This window comes from Serratia sp. CY71090, from assembly GCF_052166845.1.
GTDB classification, from domain to species: Bacteria; Pseudomonadota; Gammaproteobacteria; order Enterobacterales; family Enterobacteriaceae; genus Serratia; species Serratia nematodiphila.
This window is the reverse complement of record NZ_JBJNOA010000012.1, coordinates 91282-110835: the sequence shown is the minus strand read 5'-3', so window position 1 is coordinate 110835 and position 19554 is coordinate 91282. Positions and strand designations below refer to the sequence as shown.

Sequence of the window (19554 nt, the reverse complement as noted above, 5' to 3'; positions counted from 1 at the left end):
GGCTGCCGCGACATCCTCAGGCCTCGTTGCTTTCCCTGACGGGGCCCGTTTCCCAGAGACGAAACGCCAAAATGAAAAGCGCCGCACGCGGTCTTTTCATTTTGCAGCCAACGCATTGACTCACTAAGTATTGAACAGCTTTGTCTTTTATCCACCCGGCGGCGTTTTTTTTCGCGCTCTATCGTGCGTTTTCCCGCTGCATTCAATGTGCTGCAATAAACGCTTCGATCATCGTCACAAATTCATCGGGATGAGAGATAAACGGCGCATGGGCGGCTTTGGCCACGATCTGCGACGCAGAATTCGGCCAGGCGGCATCGAGCAGCTCGGCGACCTTGCGCGGCACTAACCCGTCCAGATAACCGTAGATCCGCAGCAGCGGCAAATTCAACTCCGCCAGCGGCGCGCGCAGATCGGCGGTGCGCAGGATCTCCAGCCCGCCGTTCAACACCTCGACGCTCGGCGTCGGCTGGTTAAGCACCACCGCTTTCAGCTGGCGCGCATCCTGACGCGCGCTCTCGGTACCCAGCGTTTGCAGCGCCAGAAAGCGCTCGACGGTGCGCTGGAAATCCAGGCTCAGCTGATGCTGGAAACCGCTCAGCACGTCCGGGCGGATCCCCGGCCACGCATCGCGAGCGGCAAAACACGGCGAGGAGGCCACGGTGATAAGCCCCTTGACCCGCCCGGGCTGCATCAGCGCCGCCTGGCTGGCCACCAGCCCGCCGAGCGACCAGCCAAGCCACCAGGCCTGCGGCGGGGCGGCCGCCAGCACGATATCCGTCATCTGCTCCAGCGACAGGGCGCCGAACCCCTGGCTGCGGCCGTATCCCGGCAGATCGACCAGATGCAGGCGAAAATGCGGCGTCAGTCGCGCCTGGATGCAACTCCACACTTCGGCGTTCAATCCCCAGCCGTGCAGCAGCACAAGATCGCGTTCGCCTTCGCCTATTGTTTGCCAGTACAGCGCTGTCATTGGTTACTGTCCTTTCATGCTTATCCGTGTCGGAGGCCCTATGCTATCAATCCGCAGCCGCTGTTGGCTATGCCGACAGCCGTTGCGCCTGGTGCGTCATGGCATCTGCAGTTGCTGCCTGCGCCATCTGCCGGTCAACCCTCCGTGTTGCCCGCGCTGCGGATTGCCCGCCGGCGAGACGCAAATGCCCTGCGGCCGCTGCCTGCAACGGCCGCCGCCCTGGCAGCGGCTGGTGTTCGTCGGCGACTACGTTGCTCCGCTCAGCCAACTGGTAAAAAGGTTCAAGTTCCACCGCGCGCCCGAGCTGGCGCCGACGCTGGCGCGCCTGATGCTGCTGCGGTGGCAGCAGGCGCGAAGAGAGCAGTATCTGAACAGACCCGACCTGATTTTAGCGGTACCCTTGCATGCATCACGCTGCTGGCGCCGTGGCTATAATCAGAGCGATCTGCTGGCCCGGCCGCTGGCGCGCTGGCTGGGCTGCGCCTATCGGCCCGCCGCCTTGCGCCGGGTGCGCAAAACCGCCCTGCAACAGCGGCTGAGCGCCTCTGCCCGCAGACGCAATCTGCAGCGCGCGTTCGCCTGTACCGTGCCGGTCGCCGGCCGGCATATCGCCCTGGTGGATGACGTGGTGACCACCGGCAGCACCGTCGCGGCGATCGCGGCGCTGCTGCGGCGGCAAGGCGCCGCTTCGGTGCAGATATGGTGCGTTTGCCGCACGTTGTAGTGCCACGGCAATGGGCGTATTATAACCGACTATAGAAGTCAACTATTGAGCTAATGCTATGATCCGTATAACAGATGCTGCACAGGAACACTTTGCCAAACTGCTGGCAAATCAAGAAGAAGGCACCCAAATCCGCGTATTCGTGATCAACCCGGGCACGCCGACGGCCGAATGCGGTGTCTCTTATTGCCCGCCGGACGCGGTAGAAGCGACGGATACCGAACTGAAGTTCGACAAACTGTCCGCCTATGTCGATGAGCTGAGCGCGCCGTATCTGGAAGACGCCGAAATCGACTTCGTGACCGACCAGCTGGGTTCTCAGCTGACGCTGAAGGCACCGAACGCCAAGATGCGCAAGGTCGATGACAACGCGCCGCTGATGGAGCGCGTGGAATACGTGCTGCAGTCGCAGATCAACCCGCAGCTGGCGGGCCACGGCGGCCGCGTAACGCTGATGGAGATCACCGACGACAACATGGCTATTCTGCAGTTCGGCGGCGGTTGCAACGGCTGTTCGATGGTGGACGTCACGCTGAAAGAAGGCATCGAGAAAGAGCTGCTGCAGAAATTCCCGGAGCTGAAGGGCGTGCGTGATTTGACCGAGCACCAGCGCGGCGAGCACTCCTACTATTGATACCCGGCGTTCGCGCCACGGTAGATAACATAATGCCGGAAGGGGGAACCCGTTCCGGCATTGTCGTTTTCAGCCCACCGACACCTTGCGGCGCCGCTTGTCCAAATCCTTCAGTAAGCGGTTTATGTGCGGGTCGGCAAACATCTCCTCCAGCGTCTGGGTCAGCTTGCGCCGCCAGTTAGGGTATTGATCGCTGGTGCCGGGAATATTGACCGGATCGGCCATATCCAGCCAGTCTTCCGGCTGCAGGCCGAGCAAGGCGCTGGCGCTGTCGGCAACATAGCGCTGCAGGCCGCGGTTGAGCAGCGGGCTCATGCCGAGCAGCGCCGCCTTCTTGCCCACCTTCTGCGGCACGCAGCCATAGCGATGCAATCCGTCCAGCAACCCCTGTTTGGCGCGTTCCCGATCGGCGAACAGCGCCCGCAGGATCTCCGCATCCGGATAAAGGCCCAGCCGATTGCCGAGCGTCAGATCGTCGCTTTGCCAGTAGCCGCGCAGCGTCGGCAGATCGTGGGTGGTGATGGTCGCCATCGCCTGCACCGGGTAGGCCTGCGGCGCACGGAAATGGTGCTCGCCGTCGCTTTCGAAATAGAGCACTTTGTAGGAGTAGACGCCGCTGTCGCGCAGCTTGCCGACGATCTCCACCGGCACCGTGCCGAGATCCTCGCCGATCACCATGCAACGGTGGCGCTGGCTTTCCAACGCCAGCACCGCCAGCAGATCGTCCACCGGGTATTTGACATAGGCGCCGCGACCGGCGGTTTCGCCATACGGGATCCACCACAGCCGCAGCAGCGCCATGACGTGATCGATGCGCAGCGCGCCGCAGCTGGTCATGTTGGCGCGCAAAAGATCGATGAACGGCTGATACCCGCGCGCCGCCATCACGTGCGGATCCATCGGCGGCAGGCCCCAGTTTTGCCCCAGCGGCCCCAGAATATCCGGCGGCGCCCCGACCGACGCTTTCAGGCAGTACAGCTCACGGTCACACCAGGTTTCCGCCCCGCCTTCCGCCACCCCGACCGCCAGATCGCGATACAGGCCAATCGGCATCTGCTGCTGCCTGCTCTGGTCAAAACACTGCGCGAACTGGGTGGCCGCCAGCCATTGCAGCCACAGGTAAAAGCGGACCGCGTCCTGATGTTCGGCGCAAAACTGCCGCACCGCGTCGCTCTGCCCCTGCCGATAGCGCTCGGGCCAGGCCGGCCAGCCCCACTGGCTGGCGTCTTTGGCCGCCAGATGGGCATGCAGCGCATCAAACGCCGCCTGCTGATACAGGCTGTCGCCCCCCTCAGCCACGAACTGCTCGAACGCCTGACGCTGCGCGTCGTTCGGCTGGCGCGCCTGAAACAGCGGGAACGCCAGCTTCAGCGCCGCCAGCTTCAGCTGCATTACGGCGGTGTAGTCCACCCACTCCGCGGCGCGCGCCTTGGCCAGCTGCTTCTGCGTCGCCGGCTTCTGCCACCAGCGCTGCGCCGCGTCGCTGCGCTGGAAATCCTCCACCGCATTGACATCGATATACGCCAGATTCAGCCAGCGGCGCGATGAGGGGCTGTAGGGGCTGGCGCTCTCCGGGTTGGCCGGATACAGCGCATGGATCGGATTGAGGCCGACGAAGGCACCGCCGCGCTCACCCACCTCTTCCACCATCAGGCGCAGATCGCCGAAATCGCCGATGCCCCAGTTGCGATCGGAACGCAGCGTATACAGCTGAACGCAGGCCCCCCACAGCTTCTTGCCGGTCAGCAAGGCGTCCGGCTCAAAGCAGCGCCTCGGCGCGACGATCACTCGGCATGACCACTGCTGCTCGCCCTGGCTCAGCGTCAATTGGTGGTACCCCATCGGCAGATCGCCGGGCAGCGTCAGGGTCTTGCGCGCGCCGACGCGCCCCTGCAGGCATTCGCCGTCTTCACGCTGCAGCGCCCACAGGTACTCGCCTTCACCCGCCGGGGTCAACGCCAGCGGCGCGCCCTGATAGAACACCTTGACCGCCGGTAACGGTGATGCCGCGCCTTCCTGCGCGCCATCGGCCCGATTCATGGCCGCCAACAGCTTGCGCTTGGTCTCCGGTTCAATCGCCTGCCGCTTGCCGTGGGCATTGATAAAATCGGCAGCGATCCCCGCCTGCGCTGCCGCCTGATCGATACGCTTGCGATCCATTCGCTCTCCTTAACGTTTGGCTTGCCAGATACGCTGCTGATAATCGCGGATCGAGCGATCCGAGCTGAACATGCCGACGCGCGCGGTGTTAAGGATAGTCCGCCGCGTCCATTCGTCCCGATCGCGATACAGCTCGTCGACCCGGCGCTGCGCCTGGCAGTACGAGGCAAAGTCCGCCAGCACCAGGTAGGGATCGCCGCCTTCCAGCAGGCTGTGCAGCATCATGTCGAACGCGTGCTTGTCGCCGTGGCTGAAGGCACCGCTCGCCAGCTCGTCCAGAATCGTCTTCAGGTGCTTGTCTTTCTTGCGGTAGCTGAGCGGATCGTAACCCTTCGCCACTATCGCCTTCACCTGCGCCACGGTATTGCCGAAGATAAAGATATTGTCTTCGCCCACCTGCTCGGCGATTTCGACGTTGGCGCCGTCCAGCGTGCCGACCGTCAGCGCGCCGTTCAATGCCAGCTTCATGTTGCCGGTGCCGGAAGCCTCTTTGCCGGCGGTGGAGATCTGTTCGGAGATATCCGCCGCCGGGATCATCAATTCGGCCACCGACACACGGTAGTCAGGGATGAACGCCACTTTCAGGCGATCCTTCACCAGCGGATCGTTGTTGATCTTCTCGGCCGCCTGGTTAATGGCGTAGATGATGTTCTTCGCCAGGTAGTAACCCGGCGCCGCCTTGGCGCCGAACAGGAACACGCGCGGCACGATGTCCAGGTTCGGGTTGTCGCGCAGCTGGCGATACAGCGACAGGATATGCAGCAGGTTCAGGTGCTGGCGTTTGTACTCGTGCAGGCGTTTGATCTGCACGTCGAAGATCGCGTCCGGGTCGAGCGTCAACCCCATCACGCCGTGCACGTACTGGGCCAGCGCCACCTTGTTGTCGCGTTTGATCTGCTGATAACGCTGGCGGAACGCCGCGTCGTCAGCGAATTTCTCCAGCCCGCGCAGCGCGTCGAGATCGTTCGCCCACTCCACCTTCAGCGTCTCATCGATCAGGCCCGACAGCGCCGGGTTGCACTGTTTCAGCCAGCGGCGCGGCGTGATGCCGTTGGTGACGTTATGGAATTTATTCGGCCATAGCTGGTGGTATTCCGGGAACAGATCTTTCACCACCAGATCCGAATGCAGCTGCGCCACGCCGTTGACCGCAAAGCCGCTGACCACGCACAGGTTGGCCATGCGCACCTGCTTGTTGTGGTGCACCGCCAGCTTGGCCCACACCGCCTCGTCGCCCGGCCAGTGCTTATCCACCAATTTTTTAAACCTGGCGTTGATTTGTTTGATGATGGAGAAATGGCGCGGCAGCAGGCTGCGCACCAATTTTTCATCCCAGCATTCCAGCGCTTCCGGCATCAGGGTGTGGTTGGTATAGGCGAAGGTGTTGCTGGTGATCGCCCAGGCCGCCTCCCACTCCAGCTGGTGCTCGTCCAGCAGAATGCGCAGCATTTCCGGAATGGCGATGGTCGGGTGGGTGTCGTTCAGCTGGATCACTTCGTACTTCGGCAGCTCTTCAATCTTGCGGCCGGCCTGATGGTGCTTGCGCAAAATGTCCGCCACCGAGCAGGCGCACTGGAAATACTGCTGCATCAGGCGCAGGCGCTTGCCGGCCTGATGGTTGTCGTTCGGGTAAAGCACCTTGGTCAGCTTGTCGGCTTCTACGCCCTGCTTCTCCGCCTGCAGGAACTTGCCGTCGTTGAAATCGCTCAGGTTGAACGGATGCTGATGGGTCGCCTGCCACAGGCGCAGCGGCTGCGCCACGCCGTTGCGATACCCCAGCACCGGCAAATCCCAGGCTTCGCCGCGCAGGGTGAAGGCGGGGCGCCACAGTTCGCGGCCGTCGGCCTGCTTTTCCAGCTTGCCGCCGATGCCCACGTCCACCGCCAGCGCGGCGTTGTGACGGAACCACGGATAGCTCTCGCGTTGCCAGTTATCCGGCGCCTCTTGCTGTTGCCCATCGCGGAACGACTGACGGAACAGCCCGTACTGGTAGTTCAGCCCATAGCCGGTGGCCGGTTGTTCCACCGTCGCCATCGAGTCGAGGAAACAGGCCGCCAGCCGCCCCAACCCGCCGTTGCCCAGCGCCGGATCGGTTTCCTGCTCCAGCAGATCCGCCAGCTTGACGTTTTGCTCGGCCAGCGCCTGCTCGACGGTGTCGTACCAGCCCAGGTTGATCAGGTTGTTCGCCGTCAGCCGGCCGATCAGAAACTCCATCGAGATGTAGTTTACGTGGCGCAGCGGTTTGGCGCTTTTGCGCGGCGCCGGCTGCGCGGCCAACTGCTCGGCCAGCGCCGCACTGACGGCTTCCCACCATTGATGTTGCGTCATCTGCTGTGCGGAACTGAGGCCGAACCGTTGCCATTGACGGGCGAGCGCCGCCAGAAAAGCATCCTTCTTAAGCGTAGGCTGTGACATAAGGAAAACTCTCTATCCAGTAAGTGGGTCAAATTGCCGCTATCGTGCCGGTGAGAAAGCCTGACGGCATCATCCCGCCTGGGGATTAGCTGGGGAGGAGGATTGGGGCGTAGCTGGAATTGTGATCTCAGGCACTGTTTGACTCCCTTGCAACGATGCAAAAAAGCCCGCCAACGCGTGCGGCGAGCACTGAGAACGTTAACCCTGACGTTAGCACAAGTATTCGCGCTGCTGAAGTTTTGTCCATGGCCGGAAATGCGATCCGCCACCGCATCGCCGCACGCCGGCGCCAAACGTAAAAAAGTGTGATCGATAGCAACTTAACTCCAAGCCGATGCGGAAGCTTGTTGCAATACGTTTAGGGTTGGCAGAAGTTAGGGGGAGCTATTAATTACGAACCATAAAATAATTAGCGCCACTCCAATCCCGGCGGGAACCGCGATTTATACCCTGGAATACTATGCTGATCCCATCAAAACTGAGCCGCCCGGTACGGCTGCAAAATACCGTGATCCGCGATCGCCTGCTGGCCAAACTGGCCAGCGCGGGCAACTATCGTCTGACACTGGTCAATTGCCCGGCGGGATACGGGAAAACCACGCTGATCGCCCAATGGGCGGCCGGCAAGGCCGATCTGGGCTGGTATTCCCTGGATGAGAGCGACAACCAGCCGGAGCGCTTCGCCAGCTACCTGATCGCCGCCCTGCAGCAGGCCAGCGGCGGCCGCTGCGTCAAGAGCGAGGCGCTGAGCCAGAAACACCAGTACGCCAGCCTGTCGGCGCTGTTCGCCCAACTGTTTATCGAGCTGGCCGACTGGCATCAGCCGCTGTACCTGGTGATCGACGACTACCACCTGATCACCAACGACGCCATCCATGAAGCCATGCGCTTTTTCCTGCGCCATCAGCCGGAAAACCTGACGCTGATCCTGCTCTCGCGCACTCTGCCGCCGCTCGGCATCGCCAACCTGCGGGTGCGCGATCAGCTGCTGGAAATGGGCACGCAGCAGCTGGCGTTCACCCATCAGGAAGCCAAACAGTTCTTCGATTGCCGCCTGGCGGCGCCGATGGAGCAGCAGGACAGCAGCCGCCTGTGCGACGAAGTCGAAGGCTGGGCCACCGCGCTGCAGCTGATCGCGCTGTCGGCTCGCCAATCCGCCTCCTCGGCTCAGCTGTCGGCCAAGCGGCTGGCGGGGCTGAACGCCAGCCATCTGTCCGACTATCTGGTGGACGAAGTGCTGGATCACGTCGATGCCGATGCGCGCGCCTTCCTGCTGCGCTGTTCGGTGCTGCGCTCAATGAACGATGCGCTGATCGTGCGGCTGACCGGCGAAGACAACGGCCAGCAGCGGCTGGAGGAGCTGGAGCGCCAGGGGCTGTTTATCCACCGCATGGACGACACCGGCGAATGGTTCAACTTCCATCCGCTGTTCGCCTCTTTCCTGCGCCAGCGTTGCCAGTGGGAACTGGCGCTGGAACTGCCGGGATTGCACCGCGCCGCCGCCGAAGGCTGGCTGGCGCTGGGGTATCCGGCGGAGGCCATTCACCACGCGCTGGCGGCCAGCGACGTCAGCATGCTGCGCGATATCCTGCTGCAACACGCCTGGTCGCTGTTCCACCACAGCGAACTGGCCTTGCTGGAGGAGTGCCTCAACGCGCTGCCGTATGAGCGCCTGATCCAAAACCCCAAGCTGGCGCTACTGCAGGCCTGGCTGGCGCAGAGCCAGCACCGCTACAGTGAGGTCAACACCCTGCTGGAGCGCGCCGAGCGCACCATGCGCGAGCAGAAAATCGAAATAGACCAAACGCTACACGCCGAGTTCGACGCCTTGCGCGCCCAGGTGGCGATCAACGCCGGTAAACCGGAAGAGGCCGAACGGCTGGCGACCGAAGCGTTGAAATTCCTGCCGCTGTCCAGCTACTACAGCCGCATCGTCGCCACCTCGGTGACCGGCGAAGTGCACCACTGCAAGGGCGAACTGGCGCGCGCGCTGCCGATGATGCAGCAAACCGAGCAGATGGCGCGACGCCATCAGGCCAACCATTATGCGCTCTGGGCGCTGCTGCAGCAGAGCGAAATCCTTATCGCCCAAGGCTTCCTGCAGGCCGCTTACGAAACCCAGGACAAGGCGTTCGAACTGATCCGCGAGCAGCACCTGGAACAGCTGCCGATGCACGAGTTCCTGCTGCGCATCCGCGCCCAGATCCTGTGGTCGTGGTCGCGGCTGGACGAGGCGGAAGACGCGGCGCGCGCCGGGTTGAAAATCCTGGCTAACTACCAACCGCAGCAGCAGTTGCAGTGCATCGCCATGCTGGCCAAATGCTCGCTGGCGCGCGGCGATCTGGACAACGCCAATACCCATCTGCAGCGCTGCGAAACCCTGCTGCACGGCGCGCACTATCATCGCGACTGGCTGACCAACACCGACAAATCGCGGGTGATCCACTGGCAGATGACCGGCGACACCGCCGCCGCCGCCCAGTGGCTGCGTCATACCGAAAAACCCGGCATGGCGGACAACCATTTCACGCAGGGCCAATGGCGCAACATCGCGCGGGTGCAGATCCTGCTCGGCCAGTATGAAGAGGCCGGCGTGGTGCTGGATGAACTGAACGAAAACGCTCGCCGCTTGCGACTGGTGAGCGATCTCAACCGCAATCTGCTGCTCAGCAACCAGCTTTACTGGCTGCAAGAGCGCAAAGGCGAAGCGCAGCAGGCGTTGATCGAAGCGCTGTCGCTGGCCAACCGCACCGGTTTTATCAGCCACTTCGTCATCGAGGGCGAAGCGATGGCGCAGCAGCTGCGCCAGCTGATCCAGCTCAACACGCTGCCGGAGCTGGAACAGCATCGCGCCCAGCGTATCTTGCGCGACATCAACCAGCATCATCGGCACAAGTTCGCGCATTTTGACGAGAACTTCGTCGATAAGCTGCTGACCCACCCGCAGGTGCCGGAACTGATCCGCACCAGCCCGCTGACCCAACGCGAATGGCAGGTGCTGGGGCTGATCTATTCCGGTTACAGCAACGACCAGATCGCCGGCGAGTTGGACGTGGCGGCCACCACCATCAAGACGCATATCCGCAATCTGTACCAGAAACTGGGCGTGGCCCATCGCCAGGAGGCGGTGCAGCAGGCGCAGCAACTGCTGAAAATGATGGGCTACGGCGCGTAAAAACCCTGATATCCCTCTGGTCTTAAACGCCGCAGAGTTGGTTACAATAGCGGCGTCCCCCTATTACGAGGCAGTCAGCAGTATGGAACAGTTCGAAGCGATCAACGTTGAGCAGGCGTACACCCGCTGGAAAGAGGGCAGCGCCGCCCTGGTCGACATCCGCGATCCGCAAAGTTTTGAAGCCGGGCATACGCCGGGCGCTTTTCACCTCACCAACGCCACCCTGTCGGCCTTTATGCAGCAAAACGACTTCGAGCGGCCGGTGATGGTGATGTGCTACCACGGCAACAGCAGCCGCAGCGCGGCGCAGTACCTGCTGCACCAGGGGTTCGACGCGGTCTACAGCATCGACGGCGGCTTCGAAGCCTGGGCCCGCCAGTATCCGCAAGACGTGGAAACCTCTGCCTGATCCCCGCCGCCCGCCCTGCATCGGCGGGCTTCCCTTTCGTTTTTGTGCGCGTTTTCGCGGGTTTTTCGCAGATCCGTTTGCCAGCGCTCAGGATTTCGACGTTATAATCGGCCGTCAGGGTCGCCGGCGAGCAAGCCGCGGCCAAAATCATTCACTTACGACGGAAGAGCAATGGTTAGAGTAATCGCCATATCCAACCCGCGCCTGGCGCTGGCCTTTGTCGACTATATGGCGACCCAGGGCATCCGGCTTGAGCTGCGCAACAGCGGCGAGGCGGCGGAAATCTGGCTGGCCGACGACGGTCACCTCGAGCAGGTGCAACACGAGCTGCAGCAGTTTCTGGCCGATCCGCTCAACCGCCGTTATCAGGCCGCCAGTTGGCAGACCGGCCATACCGACGCCGGCCTGCATTATCAGAGCGAATCCTACCTGCACACCCTGCGCAGCAAGGCCGGGCCGCTGACGCTCGGCGTGATGGTGCTGTGCATCGCGGTCTATATTCTGATGCAGGCGCTGGGCGACGATACCGTGATGTACTGGCTCTCCTGGCCGCAGGACAGCAGCCAATACACGCAGCTGTGGCGCTGGGTCAGCCATGCGTTCCTGCATTTCTCCCTGCTGCATATCCTGTTTAACCTGATGTGGTGGTGGTATCTCGGCGGCCAGATGGAAAAACGCCTCGGCGCCGGCAAGCTGTTCGTGCTGGCGGTGGTGTCGGCCTTCTTCAGCGGCTGGGCGCAATCGTTGTTCAGCGGCGCGCTGTTCGGCGGACTGTCGGGCGTGGTTTATGCGCTGATGGGCTATGTGTGGCTGTCGGGCGAACGGGCGCCGGAGCGCGGCTTGATGCTGCCGCGCGGCCTGATGGTGTTCTCGGTGCTGTGGCTGGTGGCCGGATATTTCGATATTTTAGGAATGTCGATCGCCAACGCGGCACACATAGCCGGTTTAGTGTTAGGGTTATTGATGGCATTTTGGGATACGCGTCATCGCGCACACAACGAACAATAACAGCCGGGAGCTATGCCCCAATGGGCATAGCGGGCGTTTTAGGGGATTATCGTGAAGCAAACACAGCGTCATGACGCAATTATCGAGCTGGTGCGCCTGCAGGGTTACGTCAGCACGGAAGAGCTGGTCGAACATTTTGACGTCAGCCCGCAAACGATTCGCCGCGATTTGAATGACCTGGCCGACCAGAACAAGATCCAGCGTCACCACGGCGGCGCGGCGCTGCCTTCCAGCTCGGTCAACGCTGCCTATAACGATCGCAAGGTGATGTGGTCGGAAGAGAAGGCCCGCATCGCGCAGCGCGTCGCCAGCCAGATCCCGGACGGCGCCACGCTGTTCATCGATATCGGCACCACGCCGGAGGCGGTGGCCCATGCGCTGATGAACCACAAGAACCTGCGTGTGGTCACCAACAACCTTAACGTCGCCACCCTGCTGACCGCCAAAGAAGACTTCCGCCTGATCCTGGCCGGCGGCGAAGTGCGCACCCGCGACGGCGGCATCATGGGCGAAGCCACCCTGGACTTCATCTCCCAATTCCGTCTCGATTACGGCATTCTCGGCATCAGCGGCATCGATATGGACGGCTCGCTGCTCGAATTCGACTATCACGAAGTGCGCACCAAACGCGCGATTATCGAAAATTCCCGCTGCGTGATGCTGGTGACCGACCATTCCAAATTCGGCCGCAACGCCATGGTCAACCTGGGCAACATGAACCTGATCGACTACCTGTTTACCGACCAGCTGCCGCCGCCGAGCGTGATGAAAATCATCGAACAGTACGACGTGCAGCTGGAGTTGTGCTGATTCAGCCTTAACCTGCGGGGCGCGCCGCCGCCCCGTTTCATCCCTTCAGGCCCCCCTCATCGACAGCCGTTTGCGCGCCCGCGCCATATCCATACTATTTGTGTGACTATCATCACCAAACTGTTACCTCTATCACGCCTAAATGTTTTTGTTTGGTTAACTCTTGGCTTGCTTGTTGGTTTTTGATTACAATCATGAGCGAAAACGAACATGAAAGAGCTATTTCGAACATCTGGAGGAAGATGACGTGGAAACCAAAGACTTGATCGTTATCGGTGGCGGCATCAACGGTGCCGGCATCGCGGCGGATGCTGCCGGGCGCGGGCTGTCGGTACTGCTACTGGAAGCGCAAGACTTGGCCTGTGCTACGTCTTCCGCCAGTTCCAAACTGATCCACGGTGGCCTGCGCTACCTGGAACACTACGAATTCCGTCTGGTGAGCGAAGCGCTGGCCGAGCGTGAAGTGCTGCTGAAACTGGCGCCGCACATCGCGTTCCCGATGCGTTTCCGCCTGCCGCACCAGCCGCACCTGCGTCCGGCCTGGATGATCCGTATCGGCCTGTTCCTGTACGATCACCTGGGCAAACGCACCAGCCTGCCAGGCAGCAAGGGTTTGCGCTTTGGACCAGAGTCAGTGCTTAAGCCTGAACTGAAGCGCGGTTTCGAATATTCTGACTGCTGGGTTGATGATGCTCGCCTGGTGGTGCTGAACGCGCAGGAAGTGGAAAAACGCGGCGGCGAAGTGCGCACCCGCACCAAAGTGACCCGCGCATGGCGTGAAAACGGCCTGTGGATGGTGGAAGCGGTCGATATCGACAGCGGCAAAACCTTCACCTGGCGCGCCAAAGGCCTGGTGAACGCCACCGGCCCGTGGGTGAAAAACTTCTTCGACGACGGCCTGAAGCTGAAATCGCCTTACGGCATCCGCCTGATCAAAGGCAGCCACATCGTGGTGCCGCGCGTGCACGATCAGCCGCAGTCTTACATTCTGCAGAACGAAGACCACCGCATCGTGTTCGTGATCCCATGGAATGACGAGTTCTCCATCATCGGCACCACCGACGTGGAGTACAAAGGCGATCCGAAAGACGTGAAGATCGACGAGAACGAAATCGCTTATCTGCTGAAAGTGTACAACGACCACTTCAAGAAGCAGCTGGGCCGCGACGACATCGTCTGGACTTACTCCGGCGTGCGTCCGCTGTGCGACGACGAATCCGATTCACCGCAGGCGATCACCCGCGATTACACGCTGGACGTGCACGATGAGCAGGGCAAGGCGCCGCTGCTGTCGGTGTTCGGCGGCAAGCTGACCACCTACCGCAAGCTGGCCGAACATGCGATGGAAAAACTGGCCCACTACTACCCAGGCTGCGGCCCGGCGTGGACCAAAAACGCCACGCTGCCGGGCGGTGACATCGACGGCGATCGCGACGGCTACGCGGCCAAACTGCGCCGTGCGCACGGCTGGTTGCCGGAAGCCCTGGCGCGCCGCTATGCCCGCACCTACGGCAGCCAGAGCGAGCTGATCCTGGCCGGCGCCAACGGCCTCGCCGATCTGGGCGAAGATTTCGGCCACGGTCTGTATGAAGCCGAACTGCGCTACCTGACCGAGAAAGAGTGGGTCGTAGAGCTGGACGACGCCATCTGGCGCCGCACCAAGCTGGGCATGTGGCTGGACGAAGCGCAGCAGGCGCGAGTAGAAGCCTGGCTGGCGGAACACGCGAAAACGAAAGCGCTGTCTCTGGCTTCCTGAGCTGCAGCGTAACGAAAAAGGGCCGGTTATCCGGCCCTTTGCTTTTTTCCTCTCTCGCTTACAGCTTCACCGGCTTAATGTGCCAAATTTCATCCGCGTATTCCTGAATGGTGCGATCGGATGAGAAGTAGCCCATATTGGCGATATTCAGCACCGCGCGCCGCGTCCACTCGTCCTGATTGAGATAGACCTCGTCCACCTTGTCCTGCGTGTCCACATAGCTGCGGTAATCCGCCAACAGCTGATAGTGATCGCCGAGGTTGACCAGCGAGTCGAACAAATTGCCATAGCGTTTCGGCTCTTCCGGGCTGAACACCCCGGTGGCGATCTGCGTCAGCGCCTGATGCAGCTCCGGATCCTGCTCATAGTACTGGCGCGGGTTGTAACCGTTGCGGCGCAGTTCCTCAACCTGCTCGGCGGTATTGCCGAAGATAAAGATATTCTCCTCCCCCACGTGCTCGCGCATCTCGACGTTGGCGCCGTCCAGCGTGCCGATGGTCAGCGCGCCGTTCAGCGCGAACTTCATGTTGCTGGTGCCCGAGGCCTCGGTGCCCGCCAGCGAGATCTGTTCCGACAGATCCGCCGCCGGGATAATGATCTGCGCCAGGCTGACGCCGTAGTTCGGGATGAACACCACCTTCAGTTGGGTATGCACGCGCGGATCGTTGTTGATCACTTTGGCCACGTCGTTGATCAGACGGATGATCTGCTTGGCGGCATAGTAGGCTGAGGCCGCCTTGCCGGCGAAGATCACCACCCGCGGCACGCGCTCGATGTCAGGGTCAGCCAGCAAACGGTTATACAGCGTGATGACGTGCAGCACGTTGAGCAGCTGCCGTTTGTACTCGTGGATGCGCTTGATTTGCACATCGAACAACGCATCCGGGTTGACCACCACGTTGAGCGTTTTGGCGATGTACAGCGCCAGCCGCTCCTTGTTCTGCCGTTTGGCGCGCTGCACCGCCTGCAGGAAGCTCGGGTAATCGACGTTGGCTTGGATCTCGCTCAGCTGGCTGAGATCGGTGCGCCAGGTTTGACCGATGCAGTCGTCCAGCACCGCCGCCAGCGGCGGATTGGCCAGCGCCAACCAACGGCGCGGCGTCACCCCGTTGGTTTTGTTGCAGAAACGGGTCGGGAATAGCCGGGCGAAGTCGGCGAACAGCGACTGCACCATCAGTTCGGAATGCAGGGCGGAAACGCCGTTGACCTTGTGGCTGGCCACCACCGCCAGCCACGCCATGCGCACCCGGCGGCCGTTGGTTTCGTCGATGATCGAGACCCGCGCCAGCAGATCGTTGTCGTCCGGCGCCACTTCCTGCACCATCTTGAGGAAGTGATCGTTGATTTCGAAAATCAGCTGCAGATGGCGCGGCAAGATGCGGCCAATCATATCCAGCGGCCAGGTCTCCAGCGCCTCGCTCATCAACGTGTGGTTGGTGTAAGAGAACACCTGCTCCACCACTTCCCAGGCGTCGAGCCACTTGAATTTATGCTCGTCGATCAGCCGGTGCATCAGCTCCGGAATCGACAATACCGGGTGGGTGTCGTTGAGGTGAATGGCGATCTTGTCCGCCAGGTTGTCGAAGGTTTTGTGCATCAGCCAATGGCGGTTGAGAATATCCTGCACCGTGGCCGACACCAGGAAATACTCTTGCCGCAGCCGCAGCTCGCGCCCGGACGAGGTCGAATCGTCCGGATAGAGCACGCGCGACACGTTCTCCGAGTGGTTTTTGTCTTCCACCGCCGCGAAGTAATCGCCCTGGTTGAACTTGCCGAGGTTGATCTCATTACTGGCCTGCGCGCCCCACAACCGCAGCGTGTTGGTGGCGTCGGTGTCAAAACCGGGGATCACCTGATCGTAGGCGATGGCCACGACCTCTTCGGTCTCCAGCCAGCGCGCCTTGGCCCCCTCCTGCTGCACGCGGCCGCCGAAGCGCACCTTGTAGCGGGTGTTATGGCGCGGAAACTCCCACGGATTGCCGTACTCCAGCCAGTAGTCCGGCGATTCCATCTGTTGGCCGTTGACGATGTTCTGCTTGAACATGCCGTATTCATAACGAATGCCGTAGCCGCGCCCCGGCAGCGCCAGCGTCGCCAGCGAGTCGAGGAAACAGGCCGCCAGCCGGCCCAGGCCGCCGTTACCGAGCCCGGGGTCGTTTTCTTCCTCCAGCAGCTCCGCCAGGTTCAGCCCCATCTCATTCAGCGCGTTGTCGATATCCTGATAGATGCCCATCGACAGCAGCGCGTTTGACAGGGTGCGGCCGATCAGGAACTCCATCGACAGGTAATACACCTGCCGCACGTCTTGAGACAGCTGGGCGCGGTTGGAACGCAGCCAGCGCTCCACCATGCGATCGCGTACCGCGAACAGCACGGCGTTCAGCCAATCGTGCCGGTTGGCGATGGCCGGATCCTTGCCGACGATAAACATCAGCTTATAGGCGATGGAGTGTTTCAGCGCTTCCACACTGACCGTAGGTGAGGTGTAACTAAACGGTGAAGTCATGGCTTTTTAATCCCTTGTGGGGAGCCCCGCCATTCGCCGCGGAATAGCGGGCTCCGCTGAACATGGACGCGGCACGCCGCGCCCCGACAATCTACCCTTACGGCTGCCCGCCGCGCGTCAACCCGAAACGCGAAACGCGGGCTACAAGCGTTGATAAAGCGATAAATACTCTTTCGCCGCCACCGGCCAGCCGAAGTCCACGCTCATGGCGTGGCGCTGAACGTGGCGCCAGTGTTTCGGCCGGCTCCACAGCACCATGGCGCGGCGGATGGCGTTGCCCAGCGCGACGGCGTCGCAATCGTCGAACACGAATCCGCTGGCGGTGCCGTCGGCCAGGTTCTCCAGCGCGCAGTCCACCACCGTGTCCGCCAGCCCGCCGGTACGGCGCACCAGCGGCAGCGTGCCGTACTTCAGACCGTAGAGCTGAGTCAGGCCGCAGGGCTCGAAGCGGCTCGGCACCAGAATGACGTCGGCGCCGCCGATGATGCGGTGGGAGAAGGATTCGTGATAACCGATCTGCACGCCGACCTGTTCAGGGTAGTCGGCGGCGGCGGCCAGAAACGCCTGTTGCAGCACCGCATCGCCGGCGCCCAGCAGCGCCAGCTGCCCGCCCTGCGCCAACAGTTCAGGCAACGCCTGCAGCACCAGATCGAGGCCTTTCTGGCTGGTCAATCGGCTCACTACCGCGAACACCGGCAGTGATTCGTCCACCTTCAGCCCCATGGCCTTTTGCAGATGCAGCTTGTTTTTGACCTTGCTTTTCAGATCGTCGGCGTCATAGCGGGCGCTCAGCCGCGGGTCGTGGGCCGGATCCCAAATCTTGTCGTCCACCCCGTTGAGGATGCCGCTCAGCCTGCCCTGCCGCTGCCGCTCCTGCAGCAGCCCCTCCATGCCGTAGCCGAACTCCGGCCGGGTGATCTCACGCGCATAGGTCGGGCTGACGGCGGTCACGTGGTCGGCATAAAACAGCCCGGCCTTGAGGAACGACATCTGGCCGTAGAACTCCAGGCCATAGACGTTATAGAACGACGCCGGCAGCCACAGCTCGGTCACGTGATGGGCGGAGAACAGCCCTTGATAGGCCAGGTTATGCACCGTGAACACCGAACGCGCCGGGTGGCCGTTGGCGGCCAGATAGGCGCAGCTAAGACCGGCGTGCCAGTCGTGGGCATGCACCAGCTGCGGGCGCCAGTAGCGATCCAGCCCCTTGGCCAGCTCGCAGGCCATCCAGCCCAGCAGCGCAAAGCGGCGGTGGTTGTCGGGGTAGGCGTACATGGACTGATCGTGGTACGGGCTGCCCGGCCGGTCATACAGCCAGGGCGCATCGATGAGATAGATGCCCACGCCATGGTAGGTGCCGTAACGCAGGCCTACCCGGCCGGCGAACGAGTCGATTTCCGCCACCAGCACAGTGTCGGGTATGCCGTTGCGTACGTCAGGGAAAGCGGGCAATAGCACCCGAACATCGGCGCCTTCGGCGATTTGCGCCGCCGGCAGCGCGCCAACCACGTCTGCGAGTCCGCCCGTTTTCAGCAGGGGGAACATTTCAGAACATACGTGTAAGACCTGCATTATCACTCCTGAAAGTCGGCCGAAGGCCTCTGGATAAGAAATAAAGCAGGCTTGCCGCTGTTATGTGTGCCGCGTTGCGCAAGCCATCGAACCGTTCATCGGGCGGCAGGCTATCGTTCTGCCCCCACGTTAACTCACAATTTTGACAACATTTCGCGCGTCACCAGCACGATGCCGCCTTCCGAGCGATAGAAACGCTTGCTGTCCTCATCGGCGTTTTCCCCGATCACCATGCCCTCCGGAATGTGGCAGGCGCGGTCGATGATGCAGCGCCGCAGGCGGCAGGAACGGCCGACGTTCACGTCCGGCAACAATACGGTAGAGTCGATGGTGCAGAACGAGTTCACTCGCACGCGCGGGAACAGCACCGAATGCACCACCACCGATCCGGACACGATGCAACCGCCGGACACCAGCGAGTTCATGGTCATGCCGTGGCTGCCGGAGCGATCCTGCACGAACTTGGCCGGCGGCAGCGGTTCCATGTGGGTGCGGATCGGCCAGGCGCGGTCGTACATGTCCAGCTCCGGCGTCACCGACGCCAGATCGAGATTGGCGCGCCAGTAGGCGTCCAGCGTGCCCACGTCGCGCCAGTACGGCGGCAGATCGGGGTTGGACGTCACGCAGGACAAGGTAAACGGATGCGCCCACGCCGCCTGCTGCGCGGTGATTTTCGGGATCAGATCCTTGCCGAAATCGTGGCTGGAGCCGGGGGTCGACATATCCTCTTCCAGCAGCTGGAACAGATAAGCGGCATTAAAAATATAGATGCCCATGCTGGCCAGTGACATATCCGGGTTGCCCGGCATCGCCGGCGGATCGGCGGGCTTTTCCAGAAACTCGATGATGCGGTCGCTTTCATCCACCTTCATCACGCCGAATTCGCCGGCTTCGCTGCGCGGCACCGGCAGGCAGGCCACGGTGCACTGAGCGCCCTTCTCGACGTGATCGATCAGCATGCGCGAATAATCCATCTTGTAGATGTGATCGCCCGCCAGGATCACCACGTATTCGGCCTCGTAGCGGCGGATGATATCCAGGTTCTGGTACACCGCGTCGGCGGTGCCCTTGTACCAATGCTCGGTGCTGAGGCGCTGCTGGGCCGGCAGCAGATCGACGAACTCATTCATCTCCTCGTTGAGGAACGACCAGCCGCGCTGAATGTGCTGCACCAGCGTGTGCGACTGGTATTGGGTGATCACGCCGATGCGGCGGATGCCGGAGTTCAGGCAGTTCGACAAGGCGAAGTCAATGATGCGGAATTTACCGCCAAAGTGGACGGCGGGCTTGGCGCGGGTGGAGGTCAAATCTTTCAAACGTGAGCCGCGGCCGCCGGCCAGGATCAGCGCTACGGATTTAATCGGCAACTGGCGCGCCAACATCAGGGGGTCTTTATTTTCAAACCTAACCAT

13 protein-coding genes are annotated in these 19554 nt (G+C 61.9%); 7 read left to right on the top strand and 6 right to left on the bottom strand.

The features are described 5' to 3' along the window. Positions 1–202: 202 nt before the first annotated feature. Positions 203–973 carry a pimeloyl-ACP methyl ester esterase BioH gene (gene bioH / locus ACJ8OK_RS20270; RefSeq protein WP_021504761.1) on the bottom strand — a complete coding sequence of 257 codons (771 nt, stop codon included), beginning with the start codon at positions 971–973 and terminating at the stop codon, positions 203–205. Positions 974–1013: 40 nt separating this feature from the next. Here bioH and gntX point away from each other — a divergent pair, with 40 nt between their 5' ends. Next, positions 1014–1697: a DNA utilization protein GntX gene (gene gntX, locus ACJ8OK_RS20265; protein WP_033631903.1), complete on the top strand. Its 684-nt coding sequence runs from the start codon at positions 1014–1016 to the stop codon at positions 1695–1697. A gap of 58 nt (positions 1698–1755) precedes the next feature. Next, complete coding sequence (gene nfuA / locus ACJ8OK_RS20260; protein ID WP_033631902.1) at positions 1756–2331, top strand: Fe-S biogenesis protein NfuA; 576 nt, start codon at positions 1756–1758, stop codon at positions 2329–2331. Positions 2332–2400: 69 nt separating this feature from the next. Here the strand turns inward: nfuA and malQ are convergent, their stop codons facing one another. Together malQ and malP are read right to left on the bottom strand one after the other, a co-directional pair. Then, positions 2401–4491, bottom strand: coding sequence for a 4-alpha-glucanotransferase (malQ, locus tag ACJ8OK_RS20255; protein ID WP_033631901.1), 2091 nt, complete (start codon positions 4489–4491; stop codon positions 2401–2403). Between the two features lie 9 nt (positions 4492–4500). Further along, on the bottom strand, positions 4501–6906 hold the full coding sequence (malP, locus tag ACJ8OK_RS20250) for a maltodextrin phosphorylase (protein ID WP_442530908.1): 2406 nt from the start codon (positions 6904–6906) through the stop codon (positions 4501–4503). Positions 6907–7366: 460 nt separating this feature from the next. On the opposite strand from malP, the gene malT reads away from it, so the two are divergent. The 5 genes from malT to glpD all read left to right on the top strand — a co-directional run bounded on the left by malT (position 7367) and on the right by glpD (position 14064). After that, positions 7367–10081, top strand: coding sequence for an HTH-type transcriptional regulator MalT (gene malT / locus ACJ8OK_RS20245; RefSeq protein ID WP_033651750.1), 2715 nt, complete (start codon positions 7367–7369; stop codon positions 10079–10081). 82 nt (positions 10082–10163) lie between these two features. After that, positions 10164–10490 carry a thiosulfate sulfurtransferase GlpE gene (gene glpE, locus ACJ8OK_RS20240; RefSeq protein WP_004930790.1) on the top strand — a complete coding sequence of 109 codons (327 nt, stop codon included), beginning with the start codon at positions 10164–10166 and terminating at the stop codon, positions 10488–10490. Positions 10491–10661: 171 nt separating this feature from the next. Then, on the top strand, positions 10662–11498 hold the full coding sequence (glpG, locus tag ACJ8OK_RS20235) for a rhomboid family intramembrane serine protease GlpG (RefSeq protein ID WP_015379321.1): 837 nt from the start codon (positions 10662–10664) through the stop codon (positions 11496–11498). A gap of 51 nt (positions 11499–11549) precedes the next feature. Further along, the gene (locus ACJ8OK_RS20230) at positions 11550–12308 is read left to right on the top strand and encodes a DeoR/GlpR family transcriptional regulator (protein WP_004930797.1); all 759 of its coding nucleotides are present in this window, start codon (positions 11550–11552) and stop codon (positions 12306–12308) included. Between the two features lie 247 nt (positions 12309–12555). Then, positions 12556–14064, top strand: a complete 1509-nt coding sequence (gene glpD, locus ACJ8OK_RS20225; protein WP_033631898.1) for a glycerol-3-phosphate dehydrogenase — start codon at positions 12556–12558, stop codon at positions 14062–14064. A 58-nt stretch (positions 14065–14122) separates the two neighbouring features. On the opposite strand, the gene glgP is transcribed toward glpD, so the two are convergent. From glgP to glgC, 3 genes are all read right to left on the bottom strand, one after another. Next, the gene (glgP, locus tag ACJ8OK_RS20220) at positions 14123–16570 is read right to left on the bottom strand and encodes a glycogen phosphorylase (protein WP_033631896.1); all 2448 of its coding nucleotides are present in this window, start codon (positions 16568–16570) and stop codon (positions 14123–14125) included. 141 nt (positions 16571–16711) lie between these two features. Further along, positions 16712–18142, bottom strand: a complete 1431-nt coding sequence (gene glgA, locus ACJ8OK_RS20215) for a glycogen synthase GlgA (protein ID WP_004930807.1) — start codon at positions 18140–18142, stop codon at positions 16712–16714. Between the two features lie 134 nt (positions 18143–18276). Beyond that, positions 18277–19554, bottom strand: a complete 1278-nt coding sequence (glgC, locus tag ACJ8OK_RS20210) for a glucose-1-phosphate adenylyltransferase (protein ID WP_004930810.1) — start codon at positions 19552–19554, stop codon at positions 18277–18279.

What these genes read in the sequence shown, in the direction of transcription:
- bioH (WP_021504761.1), bottom strand. Translation starts at nt 973, where the DNA reads ATGACAGCGCTGTACTGGCAAACAATAGGCGAAGGCGAACGCGATCTT.
- gntX (WP_033631903.1), top strand. Translation starts at nt 1,014, where the DNA reads ATGCTATCAATCCGCAGCCGCTGTTGGCTATGCCGACAGCCGTTGCGC.
- nfuA (WP_033631902.1), top strand. Translation starts at nt 1,756, where the DNA reads ATGATCCGTATAACAGATGCTGCACAGGAACACTTTGCCAAACTGCTG.
- malQ (WP_033631901.1), bottom strand. Translation starts at nt 4,491, where the DNA reads ATGGATCGCAAGCGTATCGATCAGGCGGCAGCGCAGGCGGGGATCGCT.
- malP (WP_442530908.1), bottom strand. Translation starts at nt 6,906, where the DNA reads ATGTCACAGCCTACGCTTAAGAAGGATGCTTTTCTGGCGGCGCTCGCC.
- malT (WP_033651750.1), top strand. Translation starts at nt 7,367, where the DNA reads ATGCTGATCCCATCAAAACTGAGCCGCCCGGTACGGCTGCAAAATACC.
- glpE (WP_004930790.1), top strand. Translation starts at nt 10,164, where the DNA reads ATGGAACAGTTCGAAGCGATCAACGTTGAGCAGGCGTACACCCGCTGG.
- glpG (WP_015379321.1), top strand. Translation starts at nt 10,662, where the DNA reads ATGGTTAGAGTAATCGCCATATCCAACCCGCGCCTGGCGCTGGCCTTT.
- glgP (WP_033631896.1), bottom strand. Translation starts at nt 16,570, where the DNA reads ATGACTTCACCGTTTAGTTACACCTCACCTACGGTCAGTGTGGAAGCG.
- glgA (WP_004930807.1), bottom strand. Translation starts at nt 18,142, where the DNA reads ATGCAGGTCTTACACGTATGTTCTGAAATGTTCCCCCTGCTGAAAACG.
- glgC (WP_004930810.1), bottom strand. Translation starts at nt 19,554, where the DNA reads ATGGTTAGGTTTGAAAATAAAGACCCCCTGATGTTGGCGCGCCAGTTG.